The organism is Anaerobiospirillum sp. NML120449 (genome assembly GCF_023051105.1).
Lineage (GTDB): Bacteria > Pseudomonadota > Gammaproteobacteria > Enterobacterales > Succinivibrionaceae > Anaerobiospirillum.
Window position 1 is genome coordinate 57854 of the sequence record NZ_JALKIL010000025.1, and the last position, 14714, is coordinate 72567.

At 51.9% G+C, this 14714-nt stretch carries 7 protein-coding genes; 5 read left to right on the plus strand and 2 right to left on the minus strand.

What is annotated here, in order from left to right:
* Nucleotides 1–126 precede the first annotated feature (126 nt).
* Both MXE41_RS08270 and MXE41_RS08275 read right to left on the minus strand, forming a co-directional pair.
* Nucleotides 127–1101, minus strand: coding sequence for a UDP-glucuronic acid decarboxylase family protein (locus tag MXE41_RS08270; protein ID WP_247100157.1), 975 nt, complete (start codon nucleotides 1099–1101; stop codon nucleotides 127–129).
* A gap of 179 nt (nucleotides 1102–1280) precedes the next feature.
* A complete protein-coding gene (locus MXE41_RS08275; RefSeq protein ID WP_246977584.1) occupies nucleotides 1281–2606 on the minus strand; it encodes a UDP-glucose/GDP-mannose dehydrogenase family protein in 1326 nt (441 codons plus the stop codon).
* Nucleotides 2607–3294: 688 nt separating this feature from the next.
* Between MXE41_RS08275 and MXE41_RS08280 the strand changes: the two genes are divergently transcribed.
* The 5 genes from MXE41_RS08280 to MXE41_RS08300 form a co-directional block, all read left to right on the plus strand.
* Nucleotides 3295–4656 carry a hypothetical protein gene (locus MXE41_RS08280; protein ID WP_247100158.1) on the plus strand — a complete coding sequence of 454 codons (1362 nt, stop codon included), beginning with the start codon at nucleotides 3295–3297 and terminating at the stop codon, nucleotides 4654–4656.
* A 205-nt stretch (nucleotides 4657–4861) separates the two neighbouring features.
* Entirely contained in the window at nucleotides 4862–5593 is a 732-nt protein-coding gene (locus tag MXE41_RS08285; protein WP_247100159.1) for an NAD-dependent deacylase, read from the plus strand.
* 347 nt (nucleotides 5594–5940) lie between these two features.
* Nucleotides 5941–6840: a hypothetical protein gene (locus tag MXE41_RS08290; protein WP_247100160.1), complete on the plus strand. Its 900-nt coding sequence runs from the start codon at nucleotides 5941–5943 to the stop codon at nucleotides 6838–6840.
* 441 nt (nucleotides 6841–7281) lie between these two features.
* Nucleotides 7282–8184, plus strand: coding sequence for a hypothetical protein (locus tag MXE41_RS08295; RefSeq protein WP_247100161.1), 903 nt, complete (start codon nucleotides 7282–7284; stop codon nucleotides 8182–8184).
* A gap of 1342 nt (nucleotides 8185–9526) precedes the next feature.
* On the plus strand, nucleotides 9527–14714 hold a 5188-nt coding region (locus MXE41_RS08300), incomplete at its 3' end, for a hypothetical protein (RefSeq protein WP_247100162.1).

The following is a 14714-nucleotide window of genomic DNA, read 5'->3' on the forward strand; positions in this document are numbered from 1 at the left end:
AGCATGGCCTTGCCGTGATGCGGGCCTTACCATGCTGAACCATGCTCATGCAGGGGCTGCATGAGCATGGTTCAGCATGAGCGTCGTTCGGCATGAGCATGGTTCTGGGCTGTTGAGCTTTGAGGATTAGTTGGCCTTGATGTTCAGGCAGCGGGCAAACCACTCAATGGTGCGCTCAAGGCCCTCGTCGAGCATGATGGTTGGGGCCCAGTTGAGTCTGGTTTTGGCAAGAGTAATGTCAGGGCAGCGGAACTGCGGGTCGTCCTGAGGCAGGTCGTGGTAGACCACCTGGGAGCCGTTTTTGATACGGGCTGTGACCTTTTCAGCCAGCTCTCTGATGGTGAACTCATTGGGGTTACCAAGGTTAACAGGACCGGTAAAGTCGGCCGGGGAGTTCATGGTGGCTGTCATGCCTGTGACCAGATCATCGACATAGCAGAATGAACGGGTCTGGTGGCCGTCACCATAGATGGTGATGTCCTTGCCCTGCAGGGCCTGACAGATAAAGTTGCTGACTACGCGGCCATCATCAGGGTCCATAAAGGTACCGTAGGTATTGAAAATACGGATTACCTTGATTTTCAGTCCGTAAATACGGGCATAGTCAAAGAAAATACTTTCGGCGCAGCGCTTGCCCTCGTCATAGCAGGCACGAATGCCATGGGTATTGACGTTACCACGGTAGCTTTCAGGCTGAGGACGTACCAGCGGGTCACCATAGACCTCGGAGGTTGAGGCCTGCAAGATGGTGGCATTATGAGCTACGGCAAGCTCAAGCACATTGAATACACCAATGGTACAGGTACGGGTGGTATCAAGGGCATGGGCTCCCTGATAGGCAGGAGGGCTGGCCGGACAGGCAAGGTTGTAAATCTGGTCAATAACACCTTTTTGAGGACAGAGCTCAGGTAAGGATATCAGAGGGTTACAGATATCATGCCTGATAAAGGTGAAGCGCGGATTATCCAGCAGCTCCTCAATATTGCTCATACGGCCGGTGTAATTGTTATCAAGGCAGATAACACTGTGGCCCTGAGCGAGCAGCACACGTACCAGATTGGAGCCAATAAAGCCCGAACCGCCGGTTACAAGAATTCTCATCACTATACTCACAAAATCATAACTGACTGCATACAGCCACCCGCCCACCGCGCCGCTTCGGCGGCGCCGTGGGCAAGGCCATCCGCCCTTGCTGGTCCATGGCAGCCTGCCAGGCCCGCTATGGCAAGGCGCAGTGCGCGGCCCGGCCAGGCATGGCCAGGCAGGGCATGGCTGGCTGGTTAGAGGCCTACGCCACGGTAGTTGAAGCCGGCCATAAGGGCATGCTCCTTATCGAGCATGTTGCGGCAGTCGACCAGCTCATGACGGCGCATGGCGGCGTGGGCTGCCTGCAGGTCGAGTCGGGAAAACTCCGGCCACTCGGTAAGTACGGCCAGCACATCAGCACCGGTGGCAACGTCCTGGGCACTGTCCATAAATGTCACACGGGAGAGATTGTTGCCAAACAGAGAGCGGGCATTTTCCATGCCCTTTGGGTCAAAGACCTGCAGTCTGATGCGATGATTGGCCTTGAGCACCTGCTGGAGAATCTGCATGGCCGGGGAAACACGGCAGTCGTCAGTGCCCTCTTTGAAAGTAAGACCAAGAACACCCACTACTGGATCCTCCTCACATGATGGAATACTGTCAGTAATGCGCTGGGCCATTTTGGTGAAGCGGCGGTTATTACCCTCGATGGTGGCATGAATCAGGGACATGTCCACATCATTTTGACGGGCCATGAAGTCCATTGCCATGGTGTCCTTAGGGAAGCAGGAGCCGCCAAAGCCAGGACCAGGGTTTAAGAAAGCAGGACCAATACGTCTGTCCATACCCATACCGGCGGCCACCTCATAAATATTGGCACCGGCCTTTTCACAGAAATCGGCCATTTCATTGATGAAATGAATCTTTACGGCCAGGAAGGAATTGGAGGCGTACTTGATGGTCTCACTGGAACGGCGGGAGACATAATGCACTCTGGTATCAGGGCTGCGCTCAAGCAGAGGCTGATAGAGCTGGGCAATCACATCACGGGCACGCTGGGTATCGGCACCTACCACAATGCGGTCAGGATGGAAGAAATCGTAGACGGCATAGCCCTCACGCAGAAACTCTGGCAGGGATACCACATCAAACTGGGCATCAGGACGGGACTTGGAGATGATGGACTCCACGCTGTCACCTGTACCTACAGGTACGGTGGACTTGTTGGCCACCACGGTGTAGCCGTCCAGGCACTGAGCAAGTTCAGTTGCGGCGCTGTACAGATAGTGCAGATCGGCCTCATGAGTTACAGGATGAGGCGGGGTGCCTACAGCAATTACCACAAGGGATGCACCGGCTATACCTTCTTTCATGGAGGTGGTAAAGGAAATGGTGCCTGCCTGGTAATTTTTCTGCAGGAGCTCTTCAAGGCCCTCCTCATAAAGAGTTACCTCTCCGGCTTTGAGCTTTTCAATCTTGCTGATTTCACGGTCAATACAGATAACCTCATGACCCAGCTCAGCAAGGCCCACACCTGTTGGCAGGCCCACATAACCAGTTCCAATAATTGCAACTCTCATAAAACAAAACTCAACTAAACTTGACTAAACTCAAAAATCAGAGACTGTCTGCACATCACAGCCCTCTGATGAAAACATTTGTTCTGAAGATCAGACTCAAACAGCCTTACAATAGAAGCTGCACCGCTCACGCGCCGCGCCCCTGCAGGCCGCTGCGTGCCGGCAGTGCACACAGCGCCAGAGCGCAGTGCGCACTTCCCCTTGCTCGCTGAGCGGCGCTCAGCGCAAGGCTCAGAGGCACAAGGCAAACAGCCCGGCTGAACGGACATGCTGCCCGCCAGCATTATAAGGTCACTGCTGACCGACCGCTATTATATCAGCCCCGTACCTGCAGGCCTAATGCCCGGCAGCTATTCAGGCCACCACTTTGCAACCATCATTGCCCGGGCGGCCAGCCATACAGGTCCTGCCCGTAAGACCGGACTGACCGGGCCAGGCAATTCAATACAAGGCAAAGGGGCCGGCTGGCAGCCTATGCAGGCCATGCGGCTGTGCATGCTGCCATGCAGTGGCGGGAGCAGTCGCTATGACGGCCCGCCACTGCGGTTGCGCCATCAGGTGCCGCAGCGCCAGCAGTACAGGCAGATGCGCAGTCTGATGAGCTTCAGGCCAGCCCTCATGGCCGCGCCGCTCAGGCGCCATGAGGGCATGGCTGCCGTTTTTTCCACCTGGATATAAGGTTTTTTCTATGATTAAGATTGAGATTGTTAACAGCACCAAAGCTGATGAATCCTTTTTAAACGTACGCCTTGCAAAGGGCAAGAGTTCAGATGCCTTCGTGGAAAATACCGGCTATGTTCCTGAGGCTGGCGGCTATCTTGTCTTTGTGGACAGCACTGATGCACGCTGCTTCCAGAAGGCTGGCCGCACTGTCGGTTCTCTGGGCATCAAGAAGGTACGCGTCACTGTAGATACTTCCGATGGCCTGAACCTCGATGCCATTCGTGCTGCCCAGTTTGTTATTGGCATGTACTCTGAGGGTCTGGAGCGCAGCGGCATGTCTGTAGCCTTTGACCTCAATGATGCCATTCTCGACTCTGTACGCCGTGATGTTGAGTTCATTACCCTTGGCCGTATCTTTGCCAACAGCTCCAACAATCAGTACCACACCACCGATCTGGTCAAGACCCTGTTCAAGGAGCTTAATAGTGCCTTTGAGCGCTTTGGCGGTTCGGGCACCATGAGCTTTGAGCTCTACAAGAAGGGAGACAGCCTCTTTGATCTCAACTGCCGTGGTCTGCAGACCGTAGGCAAGAGCTCTGTTCATGAGCCATGCCTTGCTGTTATCGATTACGTAGGCCCTGGTGCCAGTGAGGACCGCGTGGACATTGCTCTGGTAGGCAAGGGCATTGCCTTTGATACCGGCGGTTATGATCTCAAGGGCTCCAAGTTCATGGAGACCATGCGCACTGACAAGTCAGGCCTCGTCTACTGCGCTGCCGCCACCGCTCTTGCTGCCACCATGGGTACCAGCAAGCACATCCGCTGCTATATGCCATGTGCTGAGAACATGGTCTCTGGCAATGCCATGGTTCCAGGTGACATCATCACCTATCCAAACAATGTAACTGTAGAGATTGGCAATACCGATGCCGAGGGCCGTCTGATTCTGGCTGATGCCCTGCTGCTTGCCTGTCAGAAGAAGCCATCCTTCCTGCTTGATGCCGCTACCCTTACCGGTGCTGCCAAGATTGCCGTAGGACGTGACATGTGTGCCGTACTGTGCCGTGAAAACCGCATTGACGAGCAGCTCCAGCAGGCCTTTGACTACACAGGTGAAGAGTACTGGATGCTCCCTATGCGCGAATACCACAAGCGCTACATCACTGCCCGCCGCGCCGATATCTGCAACACCAGCCACGGTGACGGTGCCCCAGGCTCCTCAACCGCTGCCGCTTTCCTGTCCTTCTTTGTAAACCCTGAGCAGAAGTGGACCCACATTGACCTGTCCAACGCCTACCAGAGCGACAGCTCCCCATACCTGGCCCCAGGCTCAACCGGCAACACTATCTACGCCCTGGCCCACTGGATTGTAGGCTCCCAGTACTAATCCCCAGCCACCAGCCCGGCGCAGCCACGCGCAAAAGCGCCGGGCTGTCCGGCCATGCCAGGCCTGCACGCCAGGCCACCGGCCACAGCCCGGACCATGCACTGGGCCGTGACCATAAGCCTGCAGCACAAAGTACAGGCCCAAACGGCCCGCTGCCGTCAGCAAGTCTGACAACAGCCGGGCCGTACTTTCATCAGGAGGATATATGCAATTCAGGAATATAGCCGTGCTGACCGGAGCCGGCATTTCAGCTGAGTCAGGCGTGCCTGTTTTCCGCAGCGAAGATGGTCTGTGGGAGAACCACAGAGTTGAGGACGTAGCTACCTACATGGGCTTTGAGGCCAACAAAACTCTGGTGCACGATTTCTACAACAATATGCGTGAGAGCCTCAAGACCAAAGAGCCTAATCCAGCACACAGGGCCCTTGCCGATCTCGAGCAATATGTAACAGCCAACGGGGGCAACTTCACCCTCATAACCCAGAATATTGATGACCTGCATGAGCGCGGCGGCAGCAAGAACATCATCCACATGCATGGCGAGCTTAACAGCCTGCTCTGCGAGCGCTGCGGCAAGCGCATTGAGTTTCATGAACGCTCCACCACGCAAAGCGTCTGCCCGCACTGTAACAGCAAGGCCATGCGCCCTGACATTGTGTGGTTCGGTGAGATGCCTTACCAGATGGACACCATTGAGTCAGTACTGCTCAACTGCGATCTCTTTATCTCCATAGGCACTTCAGGCGTGGTCTACCCGGCTGCCGGCTTCGTCTCTATCTGCCACCGCATGAGAAAGCCAACCATTGAGTTCAACCTTGAACCAAGCGCCGTACGCTCACAGTTTGACAAAGCCTTCTACGGCAAGGCCGGCACCACCCTGCCTGCTTTCGTCGGCTATCTCAAAGAGCACGACGCCCTTCCCGACACCCTGAACTGATCGCACCATTGCATGGTCCGCCAGGGCCCTCCCTGGGCCTGTCCAAAGTTCGTCCCCTGCCCCAGCCATGGCCACGGACCCAACCATGGCATGCCATGCCATGCCATGCAGCGCCTGGCAATAAGTTATAGCCAGGCCGTGCGGAGCCAGGCTTCGGAGCAAAGTCCGATTACCCGGCCATGGATCCAGCCATGCCGGCTCATCACCTGCTGATGAGCACATCAGCAGTAAAGACAAGATTTAACCCTGCCACTGTCTGCTGCCCTGCAGCACCAGCAGCGGGAAATACCTGCATTCGGGCATGATGAGTACAACTTGTCTGCCCCGTCATATTAAGGAGTTCCCTGATGACCAGCGTCTTTGAAAAGTACTTTGAAGATGAAACCTTTGAGACTGATGTCTTTCTTATAAGAAGTGAAACATATGATTATGGAGATGATCCGGTCGAAGTGTATCGCAACCCTGATAACCCTGAGGATGTCGGCTGTTACTCCCAGTTTGGAGCTATGATTGACGAGCATGGTCAGGTCATCTCATGGCACAGAAAACCAGTACTGTACTGGCCAGAGGAAGTCGGCAGATTCGGACTGGTCAATGAGCGCCGTTATGACACTCTTGTCACCTATCGCATGGTTGTAAGCCGCGCCAAAAAGAAGGTTCCAAAAGAGTTTAAGAACACCTACTGCATACGTGAGTCAAAAGGCATTGTGGCTGATAACCCTCTGCTGGTCTCGACCACAGATCGTTACAAGGGCAAACATGCCGAGATGGAAAGCCCAATTGGCACTTTCCGTTTCAACCCGTGGGTCGAAAAGTTTGTACTGGAGCTTGAAGAGCCAAAAGAAGAGTTTTATCTTGGCCCATGTATTACTGTTCTTGAGTGTGACCCTGAAAGTCCAGAGTCATGCAAAATGGCGCTTGATTATGCCATGCAGTTCTACGGGAACTACTATAACTGGCATTACAGGCTGATCTCCAGAGCGATACCGAACCTGCTTAAGAAGGAGGTGGACTGGCTGGTCACAGATGAGCAATACAGAGAGATGATTGACAACGACGACGGCGGATGGATGCATTGCACTTATGCCAGCCGCGTATTTGACAAAACATGGTTTGAAGAGCTCTCTTTTGACAGCCAAGGTAACGTAACTGCAAAGCTTTGCTGCTCAGTTGTTGATATCGATGGATACTTCACCATGACCGCCTCGCTCAAAACCAACCGTGTTAAAAAACTGACCGAATGGTAATGCGACGCCCTTTCCATCCCTGCACCATGCTTCATGCTCCATGCACCATGCCCCATGCTCCATGCTCCCAGGGTGCATGTAACCAGAACGGACCTGCCACAGGCTGACAGCTCACACTGCACCCACTTATCGGCAGCTCACACTGCACCCACTTATCGGCGGCTCACGCTGCGCCACACGTAGTGACTGCCGCCCCAACAGCACCTGATAGAGGTCCAGCAGCAGTCTGTTCCGGCCTTTAACTACAGTGGAGCCAGGTCTATTCGCCAAGGGCAATCATCCCAGATAACCACAGCAAACCTCCAGTGTCTGCACCCAAATGCAGACCTGGCTCAGCTGTAGACCTGGCTCAACAGCAAGCCCGCCTCAACATATAAAGTCAGGCCCCCAGGTACTGACCGACCAGGCTGTTATGCATGATGCCGCAACTGTTCAAAATGAATGAGAAAAGTGATTATGTCCAGTGAACTTGAGTCTTACTTTGAAGAAGAGACATTTGAGACCGACGTTATTGTCTTAGGTGATGAAAAAGCTTATGAATGTAAACCTGTAACAAGGGACACTTATCAGGGCGCTGCCAGGTTTGGCGCTCTGATAAATGATAAGGGTGAGCTGATTACATGGGAGCATAGCCCTGCACTTTACTGGAAGGTGGACAGAAAATCTGACGGCTCTGCCTCTGAAGATCCCTTTAAACTCAACTGCACCTGTCGTATGGTCTTGAGCCGGGCATCAGAAAATGCCCCGTCATATTTAAAAGGCGACTGCTTCCTGATACGTCAGTCCAAGGGTGAGGTGGCTGAAAACTCCATACTTACTAATGCATGTGAACGCTACCTGAAAAAGCCAGCCGAGTTTGAAAGCCCACTGGGCACATTCGTCCACAATCCATGGATTAACAAATTTGTTATGCAGACTGATGGGCCACTTGACAACTACTGGCTCGGACCATGTATTAATATTCTTGACTGTGACAAGGACAACCCTGACTCGTGCAGCGTTGCTCATGATTATGCTCTGCAGTTCTATGCGCGATACACCGACTGGTATATCCGCCTTGTCCGCTCAGCCGTCAAAAACATGCTCAAGGATAAAGTGCACTGGTTGCTCACCGATGAGGAATTCATGGCAAAGTACGAAGCGGGAGAGGACTTATGGATGCGCTACACTTATGCCAGCAGGGTTGCAGACAAATCATGTTTTGAGGACATTAAGTTTGACAACGAGGGCAGCTTCACCACCAAGATGTGCTGTTACGCCAATGACCTCGAGGAATACTTTAATATGAGCGGCTCCATCAAAAGCAACCGCGTCAAAAAGTACCTCGGCTGGTCATTATTTTAGTCACCCATACAGCAGCCCCCTCAACCAGGGCGGCGCTGCGCGCCGCCCTGCCAAACAACTTTACTTCATAATTTGTAAAGCATAATTACCCTAGAAGATGACTGCCCCAGTCACAAGGAACAGGAAAAGCTCAAGACACAAAACAGTGCAAAATCACATAATCACTGTTAAAATAGCCATAAAATGCATCAAAACAGTGCCTAAGGCATGAAACTGCATTCTGACTTAACCATAAAGTAAAAACAGAAAATAGCACACAAAGCCCATAAGAATAAAAATATTTACTTATGAACTATAAGTTGGCATAAAGTATGCTTTTTTTTTTTCGCGAAATTGCTTGTGCGACCGTTCCTGAATACGTGGAACACATTCGATATTTAAGCCATTCCTGGCTGTTTTCGAATGCCTGCGTTAATGTTCTGTCCCTTCATATCCGTCCTGGATAATAAGGCCCGGAAGGAACTACATACCCCAGCAATGAGCCACGACTCTTTGCAACTGTAATCTTCTGGCTGCCTTAATATGTAGTTGTCAGATGCCTCCCGGCATCGCCGTACTGCCCCATCACCGCGATGAACAGCAGTACATTCACACCGAGTCCCCTGCGACTCAGTACCGTACCCCACCAAGTCAGTTCCAGCCTCAAGTCAAGCATAAGGCCCACAACCATGGTCCAGTCCCATGTGACTGCGACTGCAACTGTTGAGCCGACACTGCTGACCGGTCACCACAGCTCAGCCTGACACATAAGGCACGAGCACACCTCCCTTAAAAACAGCCTGCCCAACACGTCTGCCCCAGCAGCACGTGCGACTCCTTACAGGTATTGCCCATGCTCTGCACCAGATTAAGCTTGAGATTAAGCTTGAGTACGAGCACGAGCACAGGACCAGGCTGTCCCGACCGCCCCTGTTACGGCTGTTTGTCACAGCTCTCAAGACCACTCCCGCGATACAAAACAAGGACTTTCTACGTCCCGAATTGCGTCCGGAATCTGGCCCGGCAGAGCAAGCTGGCAGCGAACTGCACAACAAAGCCTGCTGGCGTCCCATGCCGGCACCTCATATCACTAAAAAAGCATCACGGTACCGTGTGAGCTCACGACACACAATGGCCATACGCCGTCAGTACACCGGCCATGGTCATCCTGTCCAGCAGGGTTCATCCGGCAAAACAACTGCCCAGATGAACCATCCCTCCGGCAGGCAGCATCACAAACAAACACAGTTGCAGCTGCCCCTGCCACCGGGCTGCCCCTGAAGTGAAGCGGCCCACTCCGGCACAGGCAAGGCCTGCGCACGGATCCCGGGACAGAACGCACTTCAAACTCAATACGAAACAGATGAAACTTTCTAACAACGCCATCAAATTCCTGATGGCTCAATATCGTGCAATCTACAAGAACGCCTACGTAAAGGGCCTCGCAACTGCCGTCATCCTGACCTCAGCCCTGGCCGCCGGCCAGGCTCAGGCAGCTGCTGGTAAACTGGCATTTGATGGTGAGAACAGCACTCAGCCAGAAGTTACTATCACAGGTAAGAATGTTAGCGAAACAACGGATACAGACCGTGCAGACTATACATCAATTGGCATTGTAAAAAAAATTACAAACAAATTTGCCGGAAATATTAAAATTGAAAGCGGTAGCGCTGCAACCAATGGTACTGACGGTAACTTTGTAAAGGGTGTTGCTGGTAGTTCAAGCTTCACAGGAGCTAACCTTACTATTTCAGGTGCTGCTGCAGCAAATTCAGGCATTGGCATTAGTATTCTTGGAAATGCTGATGGTGCCGCCACTGCAGAGTTTGATAATGTTACTGTAAAGTACGGTACACTCCTGGTTCAAGGATCAGGCGCCAATGCTGGAACCTTTAAAGCTAAGACTATTTCTCTTGGTGGCGAAGGCGTAGATACTGCAAATAAATCCATCCTTTCCATTTCAGATAAGGGTACTGTCGGTACAGATCTTACAGGTCTGACAAAGCTTTCAGAGGGTACTCAGATTACCCTTGGCGCTAACTCCAAGGTTGCCGCCAACAAAGCAGGCGCAAAAGGTACGTCTACACTGGTAATGAACGCATCAAAGCTTACCATTAATGGCGGTAATATCGAGACAGATGGTGACAACTCTCAGAAAGCTGCACTTTCCATTAACCTTGTAAAAGGCTCTATGGATGGTGGCACCGTTAAAATCCTTGAAGGTGACTCATTAACATTTAACTTCAGTGGCGACTCTGCGCTGGTTGACGATACCGTTGAAGGCAGCCCAATTGCAGCACGCGAGTTTGTTATTAATAAAGGCACATTTGATCTAGGTGCAGACGTCACTGTAAAGGGTGCAGGTACCCTTAAGTTTGGCAGCACTCTGACCAACATTACCCATAAGAGTGGTGGCAGTATTAAGGTAAGCGGCGGCGCCAGCGTTTATGCGGCTAATGACAAAAACGCAGCGGCAATTGCAGGTACCCTGGCTCTTACTGTAGCTGAAGGCGGCACCCTTGAGCTTGGAGAGGGCTCCGTTGACCTGACCTCTGATACTGTTTCTTTCCTTGCACCAACTGCAGACAAGGCTAAGAGCAAGATTGGTTTTGCAACTGGTGCCGGTCTTAGAACAGCTGGCGACCTTACTATCGGCGGCGACTACAATAATGAGAAGCACTCTTTTGAAGCTAAGAGTGTGACTGTTGCAGGAGATTCCGATGCTACTTTCAATAAGACAGCCATCAAGGCCGACAATGCTCTTACTTTAGGAGTAGCCTCCACATTTGGCTCAGGCGATGCAACTATCACTCTTGGTGAGCAATCTTTTAATAAGATCAAAGCTTCAGCAGATTACATCTCTGCAGGCAATGATAATGTCCAGAAAAAAGCTCTTCTGCTTAAGAATACTGAAGGTACTATTTCCGGCAAGAAACTGACTCTTCAGTCTGGCTCTACGTTAAATGTGGCTAACGGCACATGGACAGTTCAGAATGAAATAGCTGTCCACAAAGCTACTTCAGCAGGTAAGCTTAATGTTGGCACTGCAGAAAACGGTGTTGCTGTTATGAAGTTTGCTGCCGGCTCTAAGCTGACTGCAACAAGCGGCAGTATCTCAATTGGTAAGGACTCTGCAAGCCCTCTCTATGCAGAGCTTGATCTTTCGAACCTCAGCAAAGACGATGTGACTTTCAGCAAAGCTGAGATTACTGTAACAAAGAACGGCTCTCTTGTTTTAAGTGAAGGTGCAGCACAGTCTCTTGTCTCAAACCTGATTGCTACAGACGGCACTAAGCTCCAAATCCAGAGCGGCGCAATGACCACTGTAAATGGCAATATTACATTAAAGCCAGGTCAGCTGGTCTCTGGTTCCGCAACAGTGCAAGCTATTGGTCTAAGCGGTGATGGCAGTACCTTAAAAGCCGACTCCATAACCATCGCTGAAGAGGTAGCAGCACAAACTGCTACCGCTCTGAATGTAGGTGCTGGTACCCTTGAGACTGGCACTCTGACCCTGACCAGCTTTAACACTGGTACCAACAAGCAGAACAACTTCAGTCTTGATTCAGGCAACTTCATTGTATTAAACAACCTGTCTTCTGACGACGGAGCCAAGCTTGACCTGACCTTTACCAAGGCAGAAACCAAGGTTCAGCTTGGTAAGGTTATTCCAGTTCAGACAGGCTCCAGCATCTACAAGTTAGACCCTGAGGCATCTGCCTCCGGTAACACTGTAGGCTATAACATCATCATGGCTGAAGGCAGCACCCTTGATGTTAAGTCCGGCGAGTGGAGAGGTCAGGACCTGACCATTAACAGCGGTAGTGCTACTATTGGTTCAGGCATGACCGGTGAAGACGGCAACAAGATTACTGCCACATTCAACGGCAACAAGCTGACTATCGGCGCAAGCGCTACAACTGGCACCGGCCTCATAATTAATGAGGGCGGTGAGGCTAACTTCAGCGAGTTCTACCAGTCAGCCGACAGCAGTGACCCAACCAACTCTGTAACTGCTACCATCAAAGGTAAGATGACTGTCAAGGGTAAGTACGTTGCTTACGAGCCTGAAGTTACAGCTGACAATAATGGCGGCACCGCTAAGGCTGAAGTTCCAGAAAGCTTTGGTCTGAGCATTGCTGGCAACATCAATATTGACGGCTCTAATGCTGTTCTTTCCATAGGCAAGGACGCCCTCAGCACTGCAATCGTTGGATTCAGCGGTGCAGGTAAGGATACTGTCATCCAGTATAAGGAGCCAGGCAAGCCAAGCGGTGCAGCCGTTGATCTGGTAACCGGCCATGTAACCTTTGCCAACTTCGGTACTCTGGAGCTTGACCTGTCTCACCTGAACAACAACTCCTTTACTGTTGACCAGCTTGCTGCTGTAAGAAAAGAGTTTACTGGTAATGGTTCCACCCCTATTTCCGGCGGCTTTATCCACCTGGTGGGCGGCGCTCTTACCGACAGTGGTCTGAGCGGTGATCAGATTTCCGTAGAGAACCTGTCCAAGTTCAATGACTTCAAGGACATCAAGGTTGATAACCTGATGAATGCTCAGGTAACTGGTGTAACTAACAGTAATGTTATCAGCCAGAACGTAGGCAGCCTGATGGCAAAGGATGATACTGAAACTGCTGCCCAGATTGGTCAGGCAACCTTAAACAATGCCCGTCCTATTACATCAGGAAGTGAAGCTCACTTTGCTGTGAATACTGCAGGCAAAGACATGAACCTCAATGTTAAGGGTGGCGGCTATCTGCACCTTAACAACGGAGGTATTGCTGGCAAGATCAACCTTAGGGATACAACCTCTGGAAAGACCCAGCTGCTGGTAAGCGGCGGTCAGACTCAGACTGTTATTGAGCAGGTTTCTGGCGATTCATCAACTCGTATGGAGCTGGTTTCCGGCAAGACTACTGTTAACAAGGAGCTTGTAGTCGGTGCATTAGACACTGCAGTCGGCGCAGACCTGGTTGTTAATGGCAGCAAGTCCGTAAACGGCCTTACCCTTAACAGCGCCAATTCCGTTTCTACCTTAAAGGGTAACGTTGAAGCAGGTAAGGTTTCCTTTGCCGGTGAGACTGTCTTTGCAGGTAACAATAACAGCTTCCTGTTAATGAACGCTTCTGGCAAGGACAGTGGCCTGACCTTCAAGAACGGTACTACTACTGTAAGCAGCATGCTGGGCATTGACGTGTCCAAGGCTGTAGACAACGGTGTCGAGGTTCTCGATAACGCTGTTCTTAATGTTGATGGCGCAATCAAGCTGGGTTCAGGCTCCTACCTTGGTGTTGGTTCTGAGCACGAATATGCTGCTGACGGCAAGACTGTTGTAGAGTCCGGCTCTACCGGCTATCTCTACGCCAAGATGGTAGACCTCAATGGCGGCATCATGGCTGTAGACCCTGAGTACGGCATGAAGACCTCTGTAGCTGCAGTTGGTGCTTTCGGTGCAGGCACTTTCAACCTGCTCAATGCTAACGATGCCGGTACAGTCAGCGGTGACGTAGTTGTCAGCCAGAACGCTGCTCTTGGTGTTGGTCAGTCCGTAAACCTGGATACTGTTAAGAACTTCGTTGCTCAGTACCAGGATGCTGACGGCTCTCTGTCCAAGGACGGCGTAGCCAACGTTCTTTATATCGACGGCAAGATCATGCACAAGAGCGGCCGTATCATCCTTGATGGTCAGAATCGCCTCGATGACTCTGTAGCTGTTCTGCGTGAGGGCAGCACTGCCTTTGCCTATGGCTATGATGCTGACAGCAACAACTCTGTATCAGGTGCTGAACTGGCTGATCTCTACATCGGTAATGGTTCCATCCTGGCTCTGGGCAATGGTGCTGTAAATGGCGCTATTGAGTTCACCGGCGCAAAGGCTGCCATTTATGCTCCACGTTCAGCTGACAGCAAGAAGGCCCAGCAGGGTAAGATTGTTCTGGCCGGTGAGGACTTCCTCAAGAGCCGTAACATCAATCTGTTCACTGCCGGCGCCAAGCCAGCAACCAATCCTGCAAAGCCGGAAACTGCTGTTCCGGGCAGTGCCGCTAACGTAACCGTTCTGGGTGAGACCGGTAAGGATGACATCCGCGTTGAGTCCCTCAATGGTCTGATGTACTTCACTCTCGAGGCCGGCAAGGCACTTGAAGAGAAGGGATATAACCTCAAGCTGGATACCAAGCGCGTTGATACTGCCTTTACCGCAGCTTCTGAGCCAATGAGAGACTTCCTCATCGGCTACACTGCTCAGGACAAGAACTGGTACGAAGTTGCCAACGCAGTTGACGGCGCTAAGACTGAGGTTCTGCTTGGTGCCACTGCCAGCCCTATGATTAGCGCTGAAGGTGGCAACATCGCCTACTCAGCTGATGCTACTGAAGAGTTCAAGCAGGCCAACCCTCTGAGCAACTTCGTTGCCGTAAATACTGGTACTGCTGAGGCTCCTCAGTATGTAGCCTACGAGAAGGCCTACAACGGGTTCCTCGAGGACGTAGTACGTAACACCAATGGTGCTGATGCTGACCGTGTAGGTCGTATGGCTGCCTTCGGTG